The sequence below is a fragment of the Sulfitobacter sp. 1A12779 genome (assembly GCF_043557315.1).
Classification (GTDB): Bacteria; Pseudomonadota; Alphaproteobacteria; order Rhodobacterales; family Rhodobacteraceae; genus Sulfitobacter; species Sulfitobacter faviae.
In genome coordinates this window covers 43,728-67,411 of the sequence record NZ_JBIFFU010000001.1, presented here as the reverse complement: position 1 = coordinate 67,411, position 23,684 = coordinate 43,728, and the positions used below count along the sequence as shown (strand labels likewise).

Annotated in this window: 20 protein-coding genes; 14 read left to right on the top strand and 6 right to left on the bottom strand. The window is 61.9% G+C overall.

Features of this window, described 5'->3' with window-relative positions:
- Window positions 1-10 precede the first annotated feature (10 nt).
- From ACGYLQ_RS00335 to ACGYLQ_RS00305, 7 genes are all read left to right on the top strand, one after another.
- Window positions 11-2,764, top strand: coding sequence for a TRAP transporter permease (locus ACGYLQ_RS00335; protein ID WP_394439617.1), 2,754 nt, complete (start codon window positions 11-13; stop codon window positions 2,762-2,764).
- 12 nt (window positions 2,765-2,776) lie between these two features.
- Window positions 2,777-3,208, top strand: a complete 432-nt coding sequence (locus tag ACGYLQ_RS00330) for a universal stress protein (RefSeq protein WP_067268202.1) — start codon at window positions 2,777-2,779, stop codon at window positions 3,206-3,208.
- Window positions 3,209-3,275: 67 nt separating this feature from the next.
- On the top strand, window positions 3,276-4,358 hold the full coding sequence (locus tag ACGYLQ_RS00325; protein WP_394439614.1) for a carbon-nitrogen hydrolase family protein: 1,083 nt from the start codon (window positions 3,276-3,278) through the stop codon (window positions 4,356-4,358).
- A 66-nt stretch (window positions 4,359-4,424) separates the two neighbouring features.
- Window positions 4,425-7,160: an aminotransferase class I/II-fold pyridoxal phosphate-dependent enzyme gene (locus tag ACGYLQ_RS00320; protein WP_394439612.1), complete on the top strand. Its 2,736-nt coding sequence runs from the start codon at window positions 4,425-4,427 to the stop codon at window positions 7,158-7,160.
- A gap of 17 nt (window positions 7,161-7,177) precedes the next feature.
- Window positions 7,178-8,635, top strand: coding sequence for a biotin carboxylase (locus tag ACGYLQ_RS00315; protein WP_394439609.1), 1,458 nt, complete (start codon window positions 7,178-7,180; stop codon window positions 8,633-8,635).
- 17 nt (window positions 8,636-8,652) lie between these two features.
- On the top strand, window positions 8,653-9,624 hold the full coding sequence (locus ACGYLQ_RS00310) for a C45 family autoproteolytic acyltransferase/hydolase (RefSeq protein ID WP_394439607.1): 972 nt from the start codon (window positions 8,653-8,655) through the stop codon (window positions 9,622-9,624).
- The gene (locus ACGYLQ_RS00305) at window positions 9,621-10,724 is read left to right on the top strand and encodes a CaiB/BaiF CoA transferase family protein (protein WP_394439605.1); all 1,104 of its coding nucleotides are present in this window, start codon (window positions 9,621-9,623) and stop codon (window positions 10,722-10,724) included. Before ACGYLQ_RS00310 ends, ACGYLQ_RS00305 begins: the two co-directional genes overlap by 4 nt.
- Window positions 10,725-10,774: 50 nt before the next feature.
- Here the strand turns inward: ACGYLQ_RS00305 and ACGYLQ_RS00300 are convergent, their stop codons facing one another.
- On the bottom strand, window positions 10,775-11,335 hold the full coding sequence (locus tag ACGYLQ_RS00300; RefSeq protein WP_067268192.1) for a type 1 glutamine amidotransferase domain-containing protein: 561 nt from the start codon (window positions 11,333-11,335) through the stop codon (window positions 10,775-10,777).
- A 157-nt stretch (window positions 11,336-11,492) separates the two neighbouring features.
- Here ACGYLQ_RS00300 and ACGYLQ_RS00295 point away from each other — a divergent pair, with 157 nt between their 5' ends.
- From ACGYLQ_RS00295 to ACGYLQ_RS00265, 7 genes are all read left to right on the top strand, one after another.
- Window positions 11,493-12,140 (top strand): paraquat-inducible protein A, encoded by a 648-nt coding sequence (locus ACGYLQ_RS00295; protein WP_394439603.1) that lies wholly within the window; start codon window positions 11,493-11,495, stop codon window positions 12,138-12,140.
- Complete coding sequence (locus ACGYLQ_RS00290; protein ID WP_271690018.1) at window positions 12,098-12,757, top strand: paraquat-inducible protein A; 660 nt, start codon at window positions 12,098-12,100, stop codon at window positions 12,755-12,757. The genes ACGYLQ_RS00295 and ACGYLQ_RS00290 overlap by 43 nt, the downstream gene beginning before the upstream one ends.
- Entirely contained in the window at window positions 12,750-14,834 is a 2,085-nt protein-coding gene (locus ACGYLQ_RS00285) for an MlaD family protein (protein WP_394439601.1), read from the top strand. Before ACGYLQ_RS00290 ends, ACGYLQ_RS00285 begins: the two co-directional genes overlap by 8 nt.
- A gap of 3 nt (window positions 14,835-14,837) precedes the next feature.
- Entirely contained in the window at window positions 14,838-15,404 is a 567-nt protein-coding gene (locus tag ACGYLQ_RS00280; protein ID WP_394439599.1) for a membrane integrity-associated transporter subunit PqiC, read from the top strand.
- A 122-nt stretch (window positions 15,405-15,526) separates the two neighbouring features.
- Window positions 15,527-16,000, top strand: a complete 474-nt coding sequence (locus ACGYLQ_RS00275; protein ID WP_394439596.1) for a GbsR/MarR family transcriptional regulator — start codon at window positions 15,527-15,529, stop codon at window positions 15,998-16,000.
- 42 nt (window positions 16,001-16,042) lie between these two features.
- Window positions 16,043-17,284, top strand: a complete 1,242-nt coding sequence (locus ACGYLQ_RS00270; RefSeq protein ID WP_394439595.1) for an efflux RND transporter periplasmic adaptor subunit — start codon at window positions 16,043-16,045, stop codon at window positions 17,282-17,284.
- Window positions 17,281-20,412 carry an efflux RND transporter permease subunit gene (locus ACGYLQ_RS00265; protein WP_394439593.1) on the top strand — a complete coding sequence of 1,044 codons (3,132 nt, stop codon included), beginning with the start codon at window positions 17,281-17,283 and terminating at the stop codon, window positions 20,410-20,412. Before ACGYLQ_RS00270 ends, ACGYLQ_RS00265 begins: the two co-directional genes overlap by 4 nt.
- Window positions 20,413-20,434: 22 nt before the next feature.
- On the opposite strand, the gene ACGYLQ_RS00260 is transcribed toward ACGYLQ_RS00265, so the two are convergent.
- The 5 genes from ACGYLQ_RS00260 to lptC form a co-directional block, all read right to left on the bottom strand.
- Entirely contained in the window at window positions 20,435-20,899 is a 465-nt protein-coding gene (locus tag ACGYLQ_RS00260; RefSeq protein ID WP_394439591.1) for a PTS sugar transporter subunit IIA, read from the bottom strand.
- Window positions 20,900-20,939: 40 nt separating this feature from the next.
- A complete protein-coding gene (hpf, locus tag ACGYLQ_RS00255; protein WP_067267651.1) occupies window positions 20,940-21,506 on the bottom strand; it encodes a ribosome hibernation-promoting factor, HPF/YfiA family in 567 nt (188 codons plus the stop codon).
- Window positions 21,507-21,814: 308 nt separating this feature from the next.
- Window positions 21,815-22,573: an LPS export ABC transporter ATP-binding protein gene (gene lptB / locus ACGYLQ_RS00250; RefSeq protein ID WP_136720275.1), complete on the bottom strand. Its 759-nt coding sequence runs from the start codon at window positions 22,571-22,573 to the stop codon at window positions 21,815-21,817.
- On the bottom strand, window positions 22,570-23,064 hold the full coding sequence (gene lptA, locus ACGYLQ_RS00245; RefSeq protein WP_394439589.1) for a lipopolysaccharide transport periplasmic protein LptA: 495 nt from the start codon (window positions 23,062-23,064) through the stop codon (window positions 22,570-22,572). Before lptA ends, lptB begins: the two co-directional genes overlap by 4 nt.
- 5 nt (window positions 23,065-23,069) lie before the next feature.
- A complete protein-coding gene (lptC, locus tag ACGYLQ_RS00240; protein ID WP_394439586.1) occupies window positions 23,070-23,678 on the bottom strand; it encodes an LPS export ABC transporter periplasmic protein LptC in 609 nt (202 codons plus the stop codon).
- Between the last annotated feature and the right edge of the window lie 6 nt (window positions 23,679-23,684).

The window sequence follows — 23,684 nt, the reverse complement described above, 5'->3', positions numbered from 1 at the left end:
GGGGGACGATATGTCTGAGAAGGACCAGCAAAAGGCGGCGGCTGTCGAAACCGCCGCGACCGGTGACCGGGGCGGATTGAGCCAGGCGGAACTGGACGAACTTGTCGCTTCTTCTGACACGGGTGGGCGTTCTGTCAGCGGGTTGATGGGCACTTTGCTGCTGCTGGTGGCCTTGGCTTGGTCCCTGTTCCAGCTCTACATCGCCTCGCCCATCGGCCTTTTCAACGATACGCTGGCCCGCTCCATTCACCTTGGCTTTGCCGTATTCCTTGGCATCATGGTGTTTCCGGCCACGCGCACCAGTTTTCAGGTGGCGCTTGGCGTCATCGTTCCCATTGTTCTTGCCGCGCTCTTTATGGTCAGTACGAAGGATTCCACCGCGGTCTGGTGGATCCCGATCCCGGCGGCCTTTGTGGTCGCGACAGTGCTGCTCGGCTCGCCCAAGAACCGCATTCCGATCTGGGAATGGGCCTTGGCCATCGTCGGCACCTTCTGCGCGCTCTACCTCTTTATCTTTTACCGTGACATCGCCAACCGCGTCGGCGCGCCGATCCTGCCGGATTATATCGCGGGGGTGACCGGCCTGTTAATCCTGCTCGAAGCCACCCGCCGCGCCCTTGGGCCTGCGCTGATGATCGTGGCGAGCGTCTTTCTTTTCTACACCGTGCTTGGCCCCTATATGCCCAGCATCATCGCGCATAAGGGCAACAGCCTTTCGGAGATCGTGAACCACCAGTGGATCACGACCGAAGGCGTCTTTGGCATCGCGCTTGGCGTGTCGACCTCCTTCGTCTTCCTCTTCGTGCTTTTCGGCTCGCTGTTGGACCGCGCGGGGGCGGGTAACTATTTTATTCAAGTCGCCTTCAGCCTCATGGGTCACATGCGCGGCGGTCCGGCCAAAGCTGCCGTTGTGGCCTCGGCCATGACCGGCCTGATTTCGGGCTCCTCGATCGCCAACGTCGTGACCACGGGCACCTTCACCATCCCGCTGATGAAGAAGGTGGGCTTCAACTCCGAGAAGGCCGGCGCGGTCGAGGTGGCTTCGTCGGTCAACGGCCAGATCATGCCGCCCGTCATGGGGGCTGCGGCCTTCCTGATGGTCGAATATGTCGGCATTCCCTATTTCGACGTGGTCAAACACGCCTTCCTGCCTGCGGTGATCTCTTACATCGCGCTGGTCTACATCGTGCATCTTGAGGCGATGAAGGCCGGGATGCAGGGCCTGCCGCGTGCCTATACGCCCAAGCCGCTGGTGCAGCAGCTTATCGGCATCGCCTTTGCGATCATCGCGATCTGCGCGCTATCCTTCGCCGTTTATTACCTGATGGGCTGGATCCGCCCGGCCTTCCCCGAAACGGCGGGCTATATCATCTTTGTCTTCCTCACGGCGGTCTATGTCGGCCTGCTTTATGTGGCGAGCAAGGAAGAACCGCTTGAGATGGAAGACCCCAACGCCGAGGTGACGACCCTGCCGATGCCGGGGCCGACTGCGCGGTCCGGTCTGCATTTCATCCTGCCTGTCGTGGTGCTGGTCTGGGCGCTGATGGTCGACCGCCTGTCGCCCGGCCTCTCGGCCTTTTGGGCGGCGGCCTATATGATCTTCATCCTGCTGACGCAGCGCCCGCTTATGGCGATGTTCCGGGGGGAGAGCCAGTTCGTCAACGATGTCAAAGCCGGGTTCCTAGACCTGATCGACGGTCTGGTCACCGGCGCGCGCAACATGATCGGCATCGGCATCGCCACCGCCACGGCGGGCATCATCGTCGGCGCGGTCAGCCAGACCGGTGTCGGCTCGGCGCTGGCAGATGTGGTCGAAGTGCTCTCGGGCGGCAATATCCTTGCCATCCTGTTCCTGACTGCGGTGCTGTCGCTGATCCTTGGAATGGGCCTGCCCACCACGGCGAACTATATCGTCGTCTCGGCGCTGCTGGCGCCGGTGATCGTGACGCTGGGCCAGCAGAACGGGCTGATCGTGCCGCTGATCGCGGTGCATCTCTTCGTCTTCTACTTCGGCATCATGGCCGATGTGACCCCGCCGGTGGGTCTGGCGAGTTTTGCCGCCGCCGCCGTTTCGGGCGGTGATCCGATCCGCACTGGGCTTGTCGCCTTCTTCTACTCCCTGCGCACCGCGGCGCTGCCGTTCCTGTTTATCTTCAACACGGAACTGCTGCTGATCGGGGTCACATGGGGGCAGGGGCTGTTCATCTTTGTGGTGGCGACCGTGGCCATGCTGCTTTTCGCAGCGGCGACCCAAGGTTTCTTTCTGGCCCGCAACCGTTTCTATGAAACCATCGCGCTGCTGCTCATCGCCTTTACCCTGTTCCGCCCGGGCTTTTGGATGGACATGGTCTATCCCCCCTATAGCGAGAAAGCCCCGACCGAGATTGTTCAGGCCGCTGAAGAGACCCCCGCGGGCGAACGGCTGCGGCTGCGCATCTCAGGCGTGAACGATCTGGGCGATCCGCTGGAGTTCGTGGCGCTGCTGCCCATCGGCGAAGGTGAGACCGGGGCCGAGAAGCTGGAGGCCGCGGGTCTCATGTTCCGCGAGGATGGCGACAAGATGATCATCGACGATGTCCTCTATGACAGCCCGGCGCAGGGCGCGGGCCTTGATTGGGATCAAGAGGTGCTGCGGGTGCTGAAACCGATGCCACAACCCAGCAAGTACTGGATGTTCATCCCCGCCCTGCTACTTCTGGCGCTAGTGGTCTTCTTGCAACGGGGCCGTGCCGCGCAGGCCCCCCGTAAGCCCGCGACAGCCTGAGGAGGGCGCATCATGTTCGATAACATTCTGCTGACCGTTGATCTGAGCGACCCGAAATCATGGGAAAAGGCGCTGCCGCAGGCGATTGATATGATCCGCCTCTCCAAAGGCACGCTGCATATCCTCTCGGTCGTGCCGGACATGGGTACGCCGCTGGTCGAAGGGTTCTTTCCCGCAGATTACGAGAAACAGGCCACGGGCCGCGCGGCCAAGGCGCTTGAACAGCTGGTCGAGCGTGAGGTGCCTGATGACGTAAAGGTGAAGCAGCACCTGAAATTCGGCAAGATCCACCGCGAGGCGCTGAAAACGATAAAGAAATCAAACGCCGATCTGGTGGTCATGGGGTCGGAGCACCCCGACAGCTTGCGGGAATTCCTCGTCGGCTCCAACGCCGACCGCATTGTGCGTCGTTCTCCTGTTTCCGTTCTGGTCGTGAGGGCGTAAGACACGTGCGTCGCGGAGATAGGCAAGGAAATGGTCCATTGCGCCGCGTAGTTCGGAGTATTCACGCATGACCCCTTTCGCGATTGCCGGCGTGCAGATGTACGTCAATGCCTTGCAGCCCAATGTCGAGGGCATGATCCAGCGGCTCGACATTCTGATGGCGCGTTTCCCTTGGACGCAGATGGTGCTGTTCTCCGAACTGGCGCCTTTCGGCCCGCTTGACCGGTTTGCCCTGCCGCCCGAGAATGAGACGATTGAGCAGTTTCAGGCCGCCGCGCGGCGGCACCGGGTCTGGCTGATCCCCGGTTCGATGTTCCTCAAGCATCCCGAGGATGGCCGCGTGTATAACACCTCGGTCGTCATCAACCCCGAAGGCGAAGTGGTGCGCCGCTATGCCAAGATGTTCCCCTTCCGGCCCTATGAGGCCGGGATCGCGGCGGGCAATGAATTCTGTATTTTCGATGTGCCAGATGTGGGCCGCTTTGGCCTGTCGATCTGCTATGACATGTGGTTCCCCGAAACGACGCGGCAGTTGACCTCGCAAGGGGTCGAGGTGTTGCTGCACCCGGTGCTGACCGGGACCACCGACCGCGATGCGGAACTTGCCATCGCGCGCGCCACGGCGGCGCAGTTCCAGTGCTATATCTTCGACGTGAACGGCCTCGGCGCCGGGGGTGTGGGCCGGTCCTGCGTGGTCGATCCGACTTCGATGGTGCTGCACCAATCGGCGGGGCAAGAGGATATGTTCCCGATCGAGATCGACCTCAACATGGTGCGCCGTCAGCGTGAGACGGGGATGAAGGGGCTGGGCCAACTGCTTAAATCCTTCCGCGACCGCCCGACCGACTTCCCGGTCTATGACCGTGACAGCGGCGCGGATGCCTTCCTGCACACGCTTGGCCCGCTTGAAATCCCGCAACAGGGCAGCCGCGCGGGGCTGCATGTCGATGTGCCCGCCCAGCAGGTGCCTGCCGAAATCCCGACCTATAAGGGCAAGAACGGTTTCCCGCCTGAGCCGCTTGCCAGCCCCACCGCCGGGACGGCGCCCGAGGTGGCCCAGACACCGGCGCCCGTGGCCCCGGCTGCGGCCACGCCGGACCCACAAACAACGCCTGACACACCCGGGCAGAACGACAATACCAGCGGCTAGGCCGGGGTTAGGTTCGCGCAAAGCGCTACCTGACGCATCGGTCGGCCCTCCAGCAGAGGACGACTGATGCATTCTATGAACGACTATTCCTCGGCCATTCAACTGCGGTCGGATCGGTGGAGCGCCCTGCGCGCCGCCGCCGCCGCCATGTCGCGCGATCCGAAAGGCAAGAACGCGGCGCAGGGGCGCAAGGAAATCGAGGCGCTGTTTGAGTCACTGGCCCTGATCGAGCCCTATTGGGCCTTTCCGGGCATGTCCGCTTTTGACCACATGCGCCGCCAGTTCGCCCATGGCAATTTCGAGGATCTGGCCTTTGCCGTGAACCGGGTAACTCGGGCGCTGACCACCGGCGCTTACCGCCGCCGCACCATCCCGTTGGAACGCGACAGTCTGGATCAGGACGAGCATGACGACGAGGCGATGTTGCCGCCCGAGGCGCGGGCGCTGGCGAAACCCTATTTCGAAGTGCTGATCGTCGACAATGTGAACGAACAGCAGGAACGCTGGCTGCGCAGCAATGTCACCCGCATGCGCCGGACCGAAGACCCGTTCATCTACGAAGCCGTCGTGGTGCCCAGCCTCGAAGACGCGCTGATCGCGGTGATGTTCAACCACAACATTCAAGCCATCGTGGTCCGCCCCGGGCTCACATTGAAATCGAAAGTCGATCAACAGATCCTGACCCGCTACCTCGCCCGCGCGGGCGGGCAGGATGAGATCGACGCGCTCCAGCCTGAGAGCTATGGCCCCGAGCTTTGCCGCATGATCGCCAAGGTCCGGCCCGAGCTTGATGCCTATCTGGTCACCGAACGCTCGGTCGAAGATATCGCCGGGCTCGATCTGGGGATTTGCCGGCGGGTCTTCTACAATCAAGAAGACTTCATGGAGCTGCACCTTAACATCCTGCGCGGGGTGCAGGCGCGCAACAAGTCGCCCTTCTTCACTGCGCTGGTAGAATACTCCAAACAGCCCACCGGCGTCTTCCACGCCATGCCGATCAGCCGTGGCAAGTCGATCACCCGCAGTCACTGGATTCAGGACATGGGGGCGTTCTATGGGCCGAATATTTTCCTTGCAGAGACCTCGGCGACCTCGGGCGGCCTCGACAGCTTGCTAGAGCCGCATGGACCGATCAAAGAGGCGCAGGAACTCGCAAGCCGCGCCTTTGGCTCTAAACAGACGTTTTTCGCCACCAATGGCACGTCGACCTGCAACAAGATCGTGGTGCAGGCGCTGGTGCGGCCCGGCGACATCGTGTTGGTCGACCGCGACTGCCACAAGAGCCACCACTACGGCATGGTGCTGGCAGGCGCGCAGGTCAGCTACCTCGACAGCTATCCGCTTAACGAATACTCGATGTACGGCGCGGTGCCGCTGCGCGAGATCAAGGAACGGTTGTTGGAGCTGAAGGCGGCGGGGAAACTCGACCGGGTGCGGATGCTTTTGCTGACCAACTGCACCTTCGACGGGCTGGTCTATAACGTCGAGCGGGTGATGGAGGAATGTCTGGCAATCAAGCCCGACCTCATCTTCCTCTGGGACGAGGCATGGTTCGCTTTCGCCCGGTTTAGTCCCACATATCGGCAACGCACCGCGATGAACGCGGCCAATACCCTGCGGGCGAAGTTCAAGTCCGAGGCCCATGCCGCCGCCTATGAGGCCCAGCAAAAGACCCTGAAAGACGCGAATGATGAGACCCTGCTCAACACCCGGCTGATCCCCCCGCCGCAGGCGCGGGTGCGGGCCTATGCCACGCAATCGACCCACAAGACGCTGACCTCACTGCGGCAGGGCTCGATGATCCACGTCAACGATCAGGACTTCAAAGGTGAGGTCGAGCAGAGCTTCCACGAAGCCTATATGACCCACACTTCGACCTCGCCGAACTACCAGATCATCGCCTCGCTCGACGTGGGGCGGCGTCAGGTCGAACTCGAAGGGTTCGAATTTGTGCAACGACAGGTCGAAGCGGCAATGTCGATGCGCCGTGCGATCAGCGAACACCCGCTCTTACGCAAGTATTTCAAAGTGCTCTCCGCCGGGGACATGATCCCCGAACAGCACCGCGAAAGCGGCGTCACCAGCTACTATGACGTTGAGCAGGGTTGGACCGACATGTGGGATTGTTGGGAGCAGGATGAATTCGTGCTCGACGCGACCCGCGTGACCCTCGCAGTGGGCGGCACGGGCTGGGATGGCGATACCTTCAAGACACAGATCTTGATGGATAAATACGGCATCCAGATCAACAAGACCTCGCGCAATACCGTGTTGTTCATGACTAACATCGGCACCACGCGCTCTTCGGTCGCCTATTTGATCGAAGTGCTGGTGGAGATCGCCAAATCGCTCGACGATCTTTTGGACGATGCCAGCCGGATGGAGCGGCTGTCATTCGACCGGCGCGTCACCAATCTGATGGAAAACTACCCGCCGCTGCCGGATTTCAGTTGCTTCCACGAAGCCTTCCGCGCGGCCGACACGCCCGAGGGCGACATTCGCACGCCCTTCTTCCTCGCCTATGATGAGAAGAACTGTGACTACCTCGATCTGAACGGATCCTTGCAAGAGGTCATGGACGCGGGCGACACGGTGGTCTCGGCCAGCTTCATCATCCCCTATCCGCCCGGCTTTCCGATCCTCGTCCCCGGACAGGTCGTCAGTCAGGAAATTCTCGACTTCATGCGCGCGCTCGATGTGAGCGAGATCCACGGATACCGGCCCGATCTGGGCCTGCGCGTCTTTACCGCGGAGGCATTGAAACGCGTGCGCCGCAAAGACCTTTCTTCTTCACCCGTTTGACCAAAAGGACCTACGACATGGCAAAAATTCTCAAGAATATCTCCGAAATCCGCCGGTTCTTTCACCGAAACGAGGACCCGGTCTATTTCATCTCGGCGACCAACTTCAATCTGCTGGGCCTCGATGAATGGGTGAAGAATTTCAAGTACATCTGCTACATCGACTGCTACGGCGGCAAGCATCCCAACGTCTTCTGCCCCTCGGAACAGCCCCATGCGGAGTTCCAGAGCATCGAGGACATCAACAACTACCTGCTGCAGCACAAGGAGGTCATCGACTTCATCAAGCGCCGCGGCGGCAAGCCCAAGTTCGTCTTCCTAATGTTCGACGAGGAGACCGAGCGGCTTTCCAAGGAACTTGGGGCCGAGGTCTGGTTCCCAAAAGCCAAGCTGCGCCAATCGATGGACAACAAGATTGAGACTGTGCGCATCGGCAACAAGGCCGGCGTGCCTTCCGTGCCCAACACGCTGAGCGAGGTGAAAAGCTACGACCACCTGCGCGAGATCTGCGAGAAGGCCGATCTGGGCCATGACCTCGTGCTGCAATCGGCCTATGGCGACAGCGGGCATACCACATTCTTCATCAAGTCCGAGGCCGATTTCCGCCGCCACGAAAGTGAGATCGTGGGCGAGGGCGAGATCAAGATCATGAAGCGGATCGACTGTCGCGGTGCCGCGATCGAGGCCTGCGCCACCAAGGAAGGCACCATCGTCGGCCCGCTGATGACCGAACTGGTCGGCTTCAAGGAATTGACCCCCTATCGCGGCGGCTGGTGCGGGAACGAGATCCTCGCCACCGCCTTCCCGCCCAAGGTCCGCGAGAAGGCGCGCGATCTGACCTTCAAGTTCGGCGAGCAGCTGCGGAAAGAGGGCTATCGCGGCTATTTCGAGCTCGACTTCCTGATCGACAAGAAGACCGGCGACCTTTGGTTGGGGGAGTTGAACCCGCGGATCACCGGCGCAAGTTCCATGACCAACCACGCGGCCTTCGCCCATGCCGACGCGCCGCTTTTCCTGTTCCACTTGCTGGAGTTCAGCCGCAAGAAATTCACCCTCGACGTGGATGAGCTGAACGCCCGCTGGGCCGATCCGGACAATATCGACGGCTGGAGCCAGATGGTCATTAAACACACCGAAGACAGTGTCGACATCTGCACCGAAGCGCCCGAGACCGGCATTTACAAGATGAAGGAAGACGGCAGCGTGGTCTTTGACCGTTTCGACTATCACCGCCGCGCGGTCGAGAGCGAGAACGAGGCCTTCTTTCTGCGCATCCTGCAACCGGGTGACTATCGCTATGAAGGCGCGGATATCGGCATCCTCGTGACGCGGGGCCGGTCGATGACCAAGTCTTTCCAGTTGAATGAACGCGCGAAAAAGTGGATTCACGGGATCAAACGTGGTGTGCACGGTAAACCCTTGCCCACCGCCTCGGCCGGTCCAGAGCTTTCTGATCCGGCGTTCAAGATCCTGTAGCAAGACGAAAGGCCGCGATGTATTGGCGCGCATTGTCCGAAGACCAGCCCGGCCCGAAATGGGCCGGTCTCTTCGCGGCCTATTGGCCTGATTATCACGCATGGTGGTTGAAGGAGGGGGAGGCCGCGCGCCCGACCTATGCCCAATGCCGCCGTGCGCTGGCCCAGCATATGCCCGAGATGCTGCCGCTTTATGACCAGCTTTGCAGTCTTGCGGGCGGCGGCGATCACGCGGCGCGCTTCCTTAGTTTCTATTGCCCACCGCCCTATCTCTCGGCCTGTTCGCAGGCGATCTGGGCGGGGAAAGAGCCGGTCATGGTGCGCAACTATGACTATAACCCCAACGCCTTTGACGCGATGGTGCTGCGCTCGGGCTGGCAGGGGCGGCAGGTCATGGGCACCTCAGACGGGCTATGGGGGCTGGTCGATGGGGTGAATGATGCGGGGCTGTCGATCTCGCTGACCTTTGGCGGGCGGCGCGTGGTGGGTGAGGGGTTCGGCGTGCCGCTGATCCTGCGCTATGTGCTGCAGACCTGCGAAACCGCGCAAGAGGCGGGCGAGGTACTGGCACGGGTGCCGACGCATATGAGCTATAACGTCACCGTGCTCGACCGGAAGCGGAGCTACCTGACCGCGATGATGGCCCCTGACCGCCCGGCTGTCATCACCCGCGCCGCGGTGGCCACCAACCACCAAGAAAATGTGGAATGGATCAGCCACGCCCGTTTTACCGCCACGGTCGAGCGGGAGCGCTACCTGTTGCAACGTCTGCGTCTGCACCGCGACCCGGAGGAGAAGTTCATCGGCGCCTTCCTCAAGCCGCCGCTTTATTCCACGGCCTTCAACGCCGGTTTCGGCACGCTCTACACCGCCGTCTACCGTCCGCGCAAACGCGAGATGGAGTTGCGCTGGCCCGGCACGACATGGGCGCTGTCGCTGACGGATTTCACCGAAGGGGCGCGGCAGGTCTTGGTGCCGGGGGCGGCATGAGCGGGGCGGCGCGCAAAGGGCCGCTGTCCTCGCTCAGGGTGGTGGAGTTTTCCGGCCTTGGCCCCGCGCCGCTGGCGGGGCAACTGCTGGCCGATCTAGGCGCGGATGTCATCACGGTTGACCGCAAAGCCGCCCCGGCGGACCCGTCGGACATCAACCGGCGCGGCAAGCGGTCGGTGGTGTTGAACCTGAAAACCGCCGAAGGGATCGCCGCGGCGAAGGCGCTGATCGCCTCTGCCGATGTGCTGATCGAAGGGTTTCGCCCCGGCGTGATGGAGCGTTTGGGCCTTGGCCCCGACGACTGCCCCGAGGCTCTGATCTATGGCCGCATGACCGGCTGGGGCCAGACCGGTCCATGGGCGCAGACGGCGGGGCATGACATCAATTATCTGGCTCTAACAGGGGCACTTCATGCCATGGGCCACGCCGACGCGCCCCCGGTGCCGCCCCTGAACATGGTGGCGGATTACGGCGGCGGGACGATGTTCTTGCTGTTCGGCATCCTTGCGGCCGTGATCGAACGCGGGGTGACCGGCAGGGGACAAGTCGTCGATGCCGCGATGGTCGATGGGGTGCCCGCGATGATGGGGCTGATCCACGGCATGTTGGCCCAAGGCGCATGGACCGAAGAGCGTGCCGCCAATTGGCTCGACGGGGCCGCGCCGTTTTACCGTTGCTACACCTGTGCGGATGGGAAGTTCCTTTCGGTCGGGGCTTTGGAGCCGCAGTTCTACACGATCTTGCTAGAGAAGTTGGGCCTGCCTGCGGCGCTTGCCGAGAGCCAGAACGACAGGACGACATGGGAGGCGCGTATCGCCGATTTCACCGCGATTTTTGCCACCCGCGCCCGGGACGACTGGGCGGCGCATTTCGATGGCTCAGATGCCTGCGTGGCCCCGGTGCTCAGCTTTTCCGAAGCGCCGGATCATCCGCAGATGGCGGCGCGGGGCAATGTGGTGAGGGTCGATGGGGTGCTGCAATCAGGCCAAACGCCGCGGTTTGACGGTGCCGCGCCACAGATGCCCAGCCCCCCACGGGCCATCGGCGCGGATACCGATGCGGTGCTGGCCGAACTTGGCCTGCCGCGAGACCGCGCATGAAAAACCCCCGGCCAAAGGACCGGGGGTAAATCTCGTCATAGCGGCAAGGCTCAGGCCGCTTTGCGGTCGTGTTTGCCCTCTTCGATTTCCTCGACGATCTTGGCGACGAAAGCGTCGAGATCCTCGGGCGAGCGGCTGGTCACGATGCCTTGGTCGGCCACCACTTCGCTGTCTTCGTAATGCGCACCGGCATTCTTCACATCCGTTGCGATGGAGGAGAAGGAAGTCGCCTTGCGGCCCTTGATGATGCCCGCCTCGATCAGCAGCCACGGGGCGTGGCAGATGGCGGCGACGGTCTTGCCGCTGTCGTGGAACTTGCGGATCAGAGCCACCGCGTCTTCGTTGGCGCGCAGCAGGTCGGGGTTGATCTGGCCACCGGGCAGCACGATGCCTTGGTAGTCATCGACATTCACGTCCCGAAGGGCGAGGTCTGCGGGCACGGTGTTGCCCCAGTCATCTTCGTCCCAACCTTTGATCTCATTGCCGTCGGGCGTGGCCACATGGACGGTGGCGCCGCGGTCGCGCAGATCGTTCAGGGGTTTTTCCAGTTCGGACTGCTCAAAGCCATTGGTGGCGAGGATCAGGATCTTTGCATTGGTGATATCAGTCATTGCTTTCTCCTTTGTCATTTCTGCAGGACCAACGGTCTGCATGGCCGCCTGTTCCCCTCACATTTGCGCGAGGGCGATGATCCGCCGGTGCAGATGCGCCACAGGGCGGTGAATATTTGTTGATACGTCAAAGGACGGCATCATATATGCGTTCAGAATGGATCGCCCCGACACCCCCCTTGCCGAATTGCCCATGGACGAATTGATCGTCTGTCCGCAATGCGACGCCGTCTACCGGCTGCGCCGCCCCGCCCATGGGGAGCGGGCGAGTTGTGAGCGGTGCCATACCGCCCTGATCACGCCCCGCAGGAACGCCGGGTTGCAGATCATCGCCGTGGCGGTGGCGGTCATGGTCTTGATCATCGGGGCGGCGGTCTTTCCTTTTCTCACCATCGACGCGGCGGGGGCCAGCAACGCGGTGTCGGTGCTGGATGCAGCACTTGCCTTTTCCGGCGGGCCGATGATCCTCTTGTCGCTGGCCACGGCGGCGCTGATCTTTTTCATCCCGCTCGTGCGGGTGCTGCTGACGCTCTATGTGCTGATCCCCGTGGTGCTGGATCGCCCGCCCGCGCGGCATGCCGTCGCCGCCTTTCGCCTGTCAGAGGAACTGCGCCCTTGGTCGATGGCCGAGGTTTTTGCCATCGGCTGTGCCGTGGCGCTGGTCAAAGTGGCCGATCTGGCCGATGTGGGCTTTGGCCCCGCGTTTTACATGTTCGGCGCGCTGGTGATCCTCGTCATCGCGCAGGACAGATTCTTATGCAAATGGTCCGTATGGAACTCTCTGGAACATCCCAAGACATCGTGAGCGCACGGGAGTTGGGCATCGTGGCCTGCACCCGCTGTAACAAGCCCGCGCCGATGGGCACGGAGCTTTGCAGCCGCTGTGGCAGCAAGCTGGTCTCGCGCGATCGGATGAGCCTTCAGCGTGTCTGGGCGTTCTGGACGGTGGGGCTGATGTGCTACATCCCCGCGAATACCTATCCGATGCTTAAAACCCGCACGCTGTTTCAGGTCGAGGAAAGCACGATCATCGGCGGCGCGGTGGAACTGGCGCAATATGGCAACTGGGGGATCGCCCTGATCATCCTCTTCGCCTCTGTCGCCATTCCGTTGGCCAAATTCATGGCCGTGGCCTTTCTTGCGATCAGCGTGAAGCGGCGCTCGGTCACCTCGCAGCGCCAGCGGCATTACCTTTACGAAGTGGTTGAGTACATCGGACGCTGGTCGATGATCGATATCTTTGTGGTTGCGATTTTGTCGTCTCTGGTGCAACTCAAGACACTGGCCGCCATCAATCCCGGTACCGCGAGCATCTTTTTTGCCCTCTCCGTGATCTTTACCATGCTGGCGGCACAAGCGTTCGACACCCGTATGATCTGGGACGCTCAGACCAAGGACGAGGGCCTGAAAACCAATGACTAAGACGCCTCCCGACGTACCGATTTCGCCGACCCGCAAGATGTTTCTCAGCGGGGCCTCGGTGATCTGGATCATCCCGATCCTCGCCCTGATCGTGGCGCTTTTCGTGGCCTATCGGTCTTACAGCGAGCGCGGCCCGGTGATCGTCGTGGAATTTGAAGAGGGCGCGGGTATCTCTGCCGGAGAGACCGAATTGCGCTTTCGCGATGTGACGGTCGGGGTGGTCGAGAAGGTCGGCTTTACCTCGGGTTTGGACCGAGTGACGGCGCATATCCGCGTCGACAAGGACGTGGCGCCTTATATCGACAATGGCGCGGTCTTCTGGGTCGTGCAGCCCGAGGTCACCGCACAGGGCATCACCGGTCTCAGCACGGTGCTGAGCGGTGTCTATATTGAAGGGTCATGGGACCAACAGGTCGGCCCGGCGGCGGAGCGCTTTCAGGGGTCATCGACCGAGCCGTTGATCCGCGGCGGCCAAGGCGGGCTTGAGATCGCCTTCCGCTCCACCGCGAACGGGCATCTGACCGACAATGCGCCGATCCTTTACAAGGGCATCGAAGTGGGCCGCGTCGGCTATGCCAAGATCGCCCCGCGCGGCAACTACGCCATTGTCGAGGCGCTGATTTTCGAAGAGCACCGCCAGTTGATCAATGAATCCACCCGCTTTTGGGATGCATCGGGCTTTAGCGTCAACATCGGCCCCGCGGGGGCCGAGATCGACTTTTCCTCGTTGGCGACCCTTGTTGGCGGCGGCATTACCTTTGACACCTTCGTCTCGGGCGGGGCGCAGGTGTCTGACGGCACGGTGTTTGAAATTTACCCCGACAAGGAAACCGCGCGGAACTCTGTCTTTAACGCCTCCGAGGTCGATCCGCTGAAGCTGAGTGTCGTGTTCGACGACAATATCTCGGGTCTGATCGTCGGCGCCCCGGTTGAGATGAGCGGGCTGGAGATCGGCGAGGTCGAAACCATGTCTGGGCTGGTGGATTTCGAACGGTTCGGCGACAGCCGTGTGCGGCTGAACGCAATCCTGTCGATCCAACCCGCGCATCTGGGGATGCAGGACGATGTGACCGCCGAAGCCGCTTTGGCCTTCCTGAAAGAGCGTGTGGAAGACGGGCTGCGCGCGCGGCTGGCCTCGGCCAGCCTGCTGACCGGTGGTTTGAAGGTTGAATTCGTCGCCGTCGAAGACGCGCCTGAAGCTTCGTTGAACGAGACGGAGAATGGCCTTGCGCTGATGCCGACCACGGAAAGCGATGTCTCTGATGCGGCGGCTACGGTCGAAGGGGTCTTTACCCGGATCAACAGCTTGCCGATCGAAGAATTGCTCAACAGCGCGATCACCTTCCTCAATTCGGCAGAGGCTTTCGTGTCGGATGAAGACCTGCGCGAAACCCCGCAAGACGTGCGCACCCTTTTGGGCGAGTTGACCGGGCTGGTCTCTTCCGAAGAGGTCAAGAACGTGCCGGTCGCCCTGAACGGCACGCTGGTGCGGATCGAAGAATTGGTGGCCCAGCTTGAGGAAGAGCGGATTGCCGAGCGCCTGTCCGCCGCGCTTGAGGGCGCGTCGGATGCGGCCAATGCGGTGTCCTCCTCGGTCGAAGGTGTGCCGGAGTTGGTGGAGCGCATTCAGGCGGTGGCGGCCAAGGCCGAAACGCTTGAGGTCGAAGAACTGGTCGTCGCACTCACCGACCTGACCGAATCCGCCGATGCGGTGATCGGCACCGAAGATGCGGTGGCCCTGCCGGGCGCATTGAAACGCGCCTTGGACGAATTGAACGCCACGTTGGAAGAACTGCGCGAAGGCGGCGCGGTCGAGAATGTGAACCGCACCTTGGCCTCGGCCCGCAACGCCGCGGACAATATCGCCCTCTCGGCCCAAGACCTGCCGCAGGTGGTCGAGCGTTTGACCGCGCTCTTTGCCCAAGCCAGCCGCACCATCGAAGGTTATAACCAAGGTGAACAGCTGAGCCGCAGCGCCGAACGCACCCTGCGCGACATTCAGAAAGCTGCCGATGCCCTTGCATCTTTGGCGCGGACCATCGAACGTAACCCCAATTCTCTATTGCTGGGACGGTAACGCATGACATTTGCAAGACCCTTGATCACCCTCGGCCTGCTGGCAGCCTTGGCCGCCTGTGGCGGCACGGCTGAACGTTTCCCCGTCCGCGCCCCGGCGGTGACAGAGAAGACCTCCATCGCCTTCAGCTCTGTCGAAGTGCGCGACGTGTCTTTGCCGACCTATGCCGCCGCCGAAGAGATTTCGGTGCAATTGGCCGATGGCCGTCTGGTCAGTTCGACCGATGTGCTTTGGGCCGACGCGCCCGAACGGGCCGTGGCGCTGGAGCTTAGTCAGAACCTTGCGCGGATGACGGGGCGTCGCATCGCGTCTGAGCCTTGGCCGTTCGAAGCCTTCCCCGATGCCAGCCTCGAAGTGCGCTTTGCCGAATTGGTGGCCACCGAAGCGGGGAAGTTCCGCGCCTCCGGTCAGTATTTCGTGGCCGTCCGCGATGACCGGCGGGAGCGGTCGGGCCTGTTTGACCTCAGCGTGCCGTTCAATCCCGAAGGTGGCGCAAACGCCATCGCCGCGGCGCGGGGGCAACTCGTCCTTGATCTGGCCCGCTATATCGCCCAGAACGGGTTGAAGTAGGGTCGAGCCCCGGAAGTCTACCGGCGACGCGCGTTGTTCCGTCTGTTCGGAAAATTCTGAATAGTCTTGATTTGTGCCCCGCCTTGTCTATCTACCGTCAACGCGCCTGCTGTGGACGGGGAATGATGGATAGCACTGACCAAATCGACCAAGTCCGCGATGACTTCATCACCCGCATGGGCGTCATCGCCATGGGCGAGGGATTGCCGCGCATGGCGGGGCAGGTCTTTGCCATGCTGGTTTTCGAGGGCGAGCCGATTGCCTTTGGCGCGCTGTCGCGCCGCCTTTCCGTTAGCCGCGCCACGATCAGCACCTCCATTCGCCTGCTCGAAGAGCGGGGGTTGATCCGGCGTGTGAACAAGACGGGCGACCGGCAGGATTACTTCCAACTCGCCGATGACGCCTATGCCGCGATGACGAAATATGCGCTGGCAGGGACCCGCCACGCCAAATCCGAGATTAACGATACGATCCGCAAGCTGCCCGAAGAGGCCGAAGGGGTGCGCCAAAGGCTCGATACTTTCGCCGCCTTCTATGACACGATCAGCGCCGCGCTTGATGACGTAGCAACCCGGGTGAGCAAGCCCAAGAATTGACGCGCGGCCCGATCACGGGGTCGCGGTGATGGAGTTCGATCAATGAGTGACACATCTCAAGAGCGCCAGACGCTTTCATTTGACAGCGATGCCGGCTCGAAACGGTCGAAGTTCATCGCCGGTGGGATCGCGCTGTTGATCGCTCTTTGGATGGGCAGCGGCTATATCATCCCCTCCGAAGAGACCGAAGAAGCCGCGCCTGCGCCCATTGCTCCCGAAGCGGTGACAGTGGCCGTGCGCGGCTCTCAGGCGGACAGCGTGACGCAGGTCTTCGTCGCCGAAGGGCAGGCCTTGCCGGACCGGGATACGATGGTCCGCGCCGAAGCGGGTGGGGAGATTGCCGAGGTGCTGGTCGCCAAGGGCGATGCGGTCGAAGCGGGCGCGTTGATCGCGCGGCTCAGCACCACGGCGCGCGATTCCGATCTGGCCCGCGCGCGTGAGGAGTTGAGCCGCGCACAGCGCGAATACGACAACGCCCAAGCCCTGCTAGACCGGGGTGTCTCGACCGTGGACCGCGTAAGCCAAGCCCGCGCCACTTTGGCCGCCGCTCAAGCTTCGGTCACCGCTGCCGAAGAGGCGCTGAACAACACCGAAATCCGCGCCCCCTTTCCGGGCCGGCTGGAGATGCTCGATATCTCAGCCGGAGAGTTCGTGTCGACCGGTGAGGAAATCGCGCGGCTGGTCGACAACACGCCGCTGACGATCCAAGTGCAGGTGCCCCAGCAGTCGCTTAAAGACATTAAAGAGGGTCAAACGGCCGAGGTCGTCTTCATCACCGGGGCAGAGGCGCAGGGCGAGGTGCAATTCGTCTCAAGCAGTGCGAGCGCCGAAACCCGGACCTTTACCGCCGAAGTCAGGGTCGAAAACGCCGATGGAGCGATCCCCGCGGGCATTTCGGCCCGCGTGCGCATCCCCACGGGCGAGACCCGCGCGCATTTCGTCTCTCCGGCGATCCTATCCTTGGACACCAATGGCACCTTGGGCGTCAAAACGGTGAACGATGAGGATAAGGTTGTCTTTAACAAGATCGCCATCGTGCGCGCCCAGACCGATGGCATCTGGATCGCGGGCCTGCCGGATGAGGCCCAGATCATCACCATCGGGCAGGGCTTCGTCAACGACGGGGAAACGGTCAACCCGCAGCCCGAAACCGGTGGCGACAATGAAGGGGAAGCGCAGCCTATGGCGGGTGTGCCCGAGATTGAAGAGTTGGAAGACCAGCCAACCGGCGACGGCCAGATCACCGGCAGCGCCGAAGCCGCCCAGCCGGAGCAAGTGGAATGAACACGCTGATCGACGCCGCTTTCAGCCGCGCCCGCGTGGTGATCCTGAGCTTGGTGATGATCTTGGCGGTCGGGGCCTATGCCTATGTCGGCATCCCCAAGGAAAGCTCGCCCGAGATTCCGATCCCCACACTCTATGTCTCCACCTCTCTCGAAGGCATCTCGCCCGAGGACAGCGAGCGGCTGCTCGTTGAGCCGCTTGAGACCGAACTCAGCGCGATCACCGGGTTGAAACAGATCACTTCGAACGGGGCCGAGGGCCATGCCTCGGTGCAATTGGAGTTCGAGCCGGGGTTCGATTCCGACGAGGCGCTCGACAAGGTGCGCGAGGGCGTGGACCGGGCCAAGTCGGACCTGCCCGAAGACGCCACCGATCCGGTCGTGACCGAGATCAACACGGCGCTTTTCCCGATCCTGACCGCGATCCTCTCCGGCCCGGTGCCGGAACGGACGCTCAACTCCATTTCCGAAGAGCTGAAGGACGCGATCGAAGGGCTGTCCGGCGTGCTTGAAGTCGATGTCGGGGGGGAGCGGACCGAGCTTTTGGAGGTGTTGATCGACCCTACGGTCTTTGAGACCTACAACATCTCTTTCGAAGAGCTGATCAGCCAGATCAACCGCAACAACCGCCTGATCGCGGCGGGGGCGATTGAAAGCGGCGCGGGGCGGCTGGTGCTCAAGGTGCCGGGGCTGATCGAGAATGTCGAAGACGTTATGTCGCTGCCGATCAAGGTGCGCGGCGATACGGTGGTGACCTTTGCCGATGTCGCCACGATCCGTCGAACCTTCAAAGACCCGACTGGCTTCGCCCGCATTGACGGCCAGCCCGCGCTGGCGCTTGAGATCAAGAAACGCTCGGGCGCGAATATTATCGAGACGGTCGCGGCGGTGCGCGAATTGATTGACGAGATGCGCGCGGAATGGCCCGACAGCATCACCGTCAAATACACCCAAGACGAATCCGAGCAGGTCCAAGACATGCTCAGCGATCTTGAGGCCAATGTCATCGCGGCGGTGATCCTTGTGATGATCGTGATTGTCTGGGCCTTGGGCGTCCGCTCGGCCCTGCTGGTGGGCTTGGCGATTCCGGGGGCCTTCTTGGCCGGGGTCACGGCGCTTTGGGTCATGGGCTATACGATGAACCTCGTGGTGCTGTTTTCGCTGATCCTTGTGGTGGGGATGCTGGTGGACGGGGCCATCGTGACTACCGAGCTGGCCGACCGCCGTCTGCAAGAGGGGCATTCGCCCCGCGCCGCCTATGCCCATGCCGCCAAGCGCATGGCATGGCCGATCATCGCCTCCACGGCGACGACGCTCAGCGTGTTCTTCCCGCTGCTGTTCTGGACCGGCACGGTGGGGGAGTTCATGAAGTTCCTGCCCATCACCGTGATCCTGACCCTGACCGCATCGCTTTTCATGGCGCTGGTCTTTATCCCCGTCGTCGGCGGGATCATCGGCAAGCGGCCCCCGCAATCGGCCAAGGATAAGGCGACGCTCCATGCCGCCGAACAGGGCGACCCGCGTGATCTGAAGGGCTTTACCGGTGGCTATGTCAAACTGCTGCAATTCGCCATCCTGCGCCCGTGGATGACTCTGGTCCTTTCCATTTCCATGCTGATGGGCGGCTTTACGGCCTATGCGCAGTTCGGCAATGGGATCACCTTTTTCCCCGATGTAGAGCCTGATTTTGCGCAGGTGCAGGTGCGTGCGCGGGACAATTTCTCGATCTACGAACAAGACGCGCTGGTGCGGCAGGTCGAGCAGCGCCTCTTTGCCTATGACGAGATCGCCAGCGTCTATGCCCGCACCGGCAGCAGCAACCGCGACAGTGCCGATCTGATCGGCACCATTCAGGTTGAGTTCACCGAGTGGGACGAACGCCGCCCCGCCGCCATCATCGGCGAGGAAATCCGGACCGAGATGGCGGCCATTCCGGGGATCGACGTGCAGGTGCAGACCGCCTCGAACGGCCCCTCGGCGGGCAAGCCCGTCAATCTGCGGATCGAGGCGCATGACCCGCAGGTGCAGCAGCAGGTGGTGGATCAGATTCGCGAGAAGATGGCCGATATCGGCGGTTTCACCGATGTGACCGACTCGCGCCCCCTGCCGGGGGTGGAATGGCGCATCGCGGTGAACAGGTCCGAGGCCGCCCGGTTCGGGGCCGATATCTCGACGCTGGGGCAGGCGGTGCAACTGCTCACGCGGGGCATCACGGTTGCGGATTACCGGCCCGACGATGCCGAAGGCTCCATCGACATCAACGTGCGCTTCCCCTCCGATGAGCGCACGCTGGAAGAGTTGCAATCGCTGCGCGTGCCGACCTCCGTAGGGCTGGTGCCGATCTCGAACTTCGTGACTTTCGAGCCGAGTCCGCGGACCGGCACGATCACGCGGGTGGATCAAGAGCGGGTGGTCACGATCGAGGCCAATGTCGCGCCGGGTGTCTTGGTGAACGACCAGACCGTCGCGCTGCGCAGCGCGATTGACGCGATGGACCTGCCACCGGGTGTCGAAGCCTCCTTCGCCGGGGAGGCGGAGGACCAGCAGGAATCGATGATCTTCCTCGTCGGCGCCTTCATCACCGCGATTTTCCTGATGTTCGTGATCCTCGTGATCCAATTCAACAGCTTTTACCAAGCCTTCGTCGTCATGTCGGCCATCGTCTTTTCGATCGCCGGGGTGCTCTTTGGCCTGCTGATTACCGGACGGCCCTTCGGGGTGGTCATGGGCGGCATCGGGGTGATCGCGCTGGCGGGGATCGTGGTGAACAACAATATCGTTCTGATCGACACCTATAACGACCTTAAGAAACTGGGGCTGTCGCCGCTAGAGGCTGCGCTGCGCACCGGGGCGCAGCGTTTGCGGCCCGTGGTGCTGACCTCGGTCACCACGGCGCTTGGCCTGATGCCCATGGTGATTGGCCTCAACATCAACTTCTTCACGCGCGAGATCGTCTATGGCGCGCCTTCCACCCAATGGTGGACCGAGCTGAGCTCGGCCATCGCGGGCGGTCTGGTGGTCGCCACCGTGCTGACGCTGGTGGTGACACCGGCGATGTTGATGCTGGGAGAGAAGAAGGCGAAACGCGCTGAGCCGACCCCGCCGGAGCCGGAACCGGTCGCCGTCTAGCGCAAGGTCAAGCCGCTAAAGATCAGGCGGCCTTTTCGGCCTTGTCTTCGGTCAGGATGGTGTAAAGCGTGGCCGGGTCGGGGTTCGACCGCAACTTGGTGCAGATGCTGGTGTCGCGCAGCGTGCGGGCCACCAGTGCCAGCGCTTTGAGATGCTCCACCCCCGCATCTTCGGGGGCGAAGAGGGCAAAGGCCACGTCGACCGGTTGCCGGTCGACCGAAGAGAAATCAATCGGCTTGTCCAGCAAGACGAAGGCACCGACAACCTTGTCGATCCCGTTCATCCGCGCATGGGGCAAGGCCACGCCATGGCCGACACCGGTCGGCCCGAGGGTTTCGCGCGTCATCAGCGCATCTACCACTTGGCCGGCCGGCAGCCCATAGGCTTGCTGGGCGAGTTCGCCGATATCCTGCATCAGTCGCTTCTTGCTCGAAGCCGAAGTCAAAACCTTCACGGCCTCTGGCTTGAGGAGTTTGCCGAAATCCATTCCGCTCGCCCTGCTCTGTGGCGGAAGTTACCGCCGTGGGTTACGAAGGGTCGATCCAGCCGATGTTGCCGTCTTCGCGGCGGTACACGACATTCATCCCTTCCTGGCCTTCCTTGCGAAACAATAGCACCGGATCGCCCGACAATTCCATTTGCATCACCGCTTCGCCGACAGACAAAGTTGGCACCTTCGTCTGCATCTCTGCAATGATCATGGGTTGGAGGGTATCAGGTTCCTGCGCATCTGAATCGCTGTCTGACGCGAGGATATAGGAGGACGCCCCCAGAAGTTCAACCGGTTCGGCGCGTTCTTTGTGATGGTCCTTCAGGCGGCGCTTGTAGCGGCGCAGCTGCTTCTCCATCTTTTCGCAGCAGCTGTCGAAGGCGGCGTAGATCTCTGTCGCCTTGGCCTTGGCCGACGCATTGAGACCGGTGGAAAGATGCACGGTGGCCTCGCAGGCAAATTCGTGGCCCGTTTTGGAAAACACCACCATCGCATCTGTCGGGCGTTCGGCATATTTGCTGACCGCCTCGTCCAGTTCGGTCCGGACATGTGTCCGAAGCGCATCGCCAATGTCGATCTGTTTGCCACTGATCTGATACCGCATATCGTCTCCTTGTCTTTCTTGTTCCGAACATTGCCAAACGGTCCACATGCGTGGAGCGCGACAACTTTCAGATATGGAGGAATGGCGCTGCGACCAGGATGATTTTGACCGTTCCTTCGCGGGAAGGGCGATGCAGGATCAAACAGGAACGCGATGTCACCATAGCTCAATGAGGCCGCGTTTCGGTTTGAAAGTCAATGGCGCCGATGCGCGCGTCATCCTTTTATCGCTACAATCAGAGCGGTTTTCCGCATCATGCGAGCAAGGCTTCGCCGAGGGCTGGAAGACCCGGAAAAACGCGCTAAGTCTTAGGAAATACGGAAGTTATCGCCAAGGTACACGCGGCGCACATTCTCGTTTTGCACAACTTCTTCGGGCGTTCCGGACATCAGAACTTTGCCCTCATGCAGGATATAGGCGCGGTCCACGATCTCTAGGGTTTCGCGCACATTGTGGTCGGTGATCAGCACCCCGATGCCGCGTTTCTTGAGGTCGGCAACCAGTTGCCGAATGTCCCCGACCGAGATCGGATCGACCCCGGCAAAGGGTTCATCAAGCAGCAGATAGTTCGGGTTGGCAGCCAGACAGCGGGCGATTTCCACCCGGCGCCGTTCCCCACCCGATAGGGCCAGGGCAGGCGCGCGGCGCAGGTGTTCGATGGAAAATTCGGTCAGCAACTCTTCCAGCCGTTCGCGGCGCTGGTGGCGGTGTTTGACCCGGATATCGAGGATCGCGCTGATGTTGTCTTGCACCGACAGCCCGCGAAAAATGCTCATCTCCTGCGGCAGATAGCCGATGCCAAGCTGCGCGCGGCGGTACATCGGCAGGGTGGTCACATCTTTGCCGTCCACGGTGACGCGCCCGCCTTCGGGCGTGACCAGACCGGCCACCGCGTAGAAAGTGGTCGTCTTGCCTGAGCCGTTCGGTCCCAAAAGGGCCACGACCTCGCCCCGGTCGAGCGCCATCGAAAAGTCGCGGATCACCGCTTTCTTGCGGTAAGACTTGCGCAAATGCTGAATGCGCAGGCCGGAATCGCCCCCGGCGACTTTCAGCTCGGGCGGCATCAGTTGTCGCTGCCGGGCTGCAAAATGGTCTTCACGCCGCCCGACATCTGCGCCGTGCCGTCGTTCAGGTTCACTGTCATCTCTTGCGCGCTCAGCGCACTGGGGCCTTGGGTCATCAGCACATCGCCGCGCATCACCAAGGTGCCTGCGCCGATGTCGTAGTCGGCGCGCTGCGATTCAGCGGCGTCCTCCCCCGCGACCAAGACCACGCCGCCGGTCGCCTCCAGCTTGGCAATGCCCTGATCCGAGGCGCGATAGACGACCTCGACCTTCCCGGCATAAAGGGTCATTTCGCCCTGAGAAATCAATACATTGCCCGTGAAAACGGCGGTGCCCGTGGCATTATCGACCGACAGGTTATCGGCGGTCACTTCGACGGGTTGGCTGGTGTCTTGCTCAAGCGCGCCGAAGGCGACATTGGCAGATTGTGCAGAGACAAGGGCGGCCTGCAGCGCGAAAAACAGCGGCAGCATCAAAATAAACAAGTGTCTCAAGGCAGTTACTCTTTCGTTGCTTGCGGCGTGTATATCAGTTTCACACCCTTTGTGAAAAGCAATTGCGATCCGGCGCTGTTCTGCCGGTTGGTGATGGCCATGCTGCCGGCGGTGATCTCGCCCGCGGGGCTGGTGGCGCGCACCGGGCCGGGCGATTGCAGGTCCAGCGTGGTGAGGTTCGAGATCATCCGCTCGGACAGGATTTCGTAGCCGGTTGAGGTGCTAACCCGCACATCCCCCGCCAGTTCCGCCTCCTCTGCCCCAGTGTTAAACCGCCCGCTGTTGGAGTGCAGCGTGATTTTGGAGCCGCCTTCTAGGTCCAGCGTCGCCTCGATCTCTTCGGCCTCATTTGTGCCCGTCTCCCCGCCCGGGGTGGTCAGCTTTTCGGCAGAGAAAGAGATCAGATCGCCATCCGCCGTGGTGCCGGAATAGAAAGGGCCGGTGATCTGCTGGTCGCGCAGCCGTTCTTGAACCTCTTTGTCCGCGAAAGGGATCACGGCCTGCGGTTCAATCGCCCGCGACAGCAGGAACAGGGTCGATAGCAGCGCCAGCGCGATCAGCGGAAAGAGCACTTTCAGCCACGACACGACACGAGAGTGGCGATCCCCCTTCATCCTGCG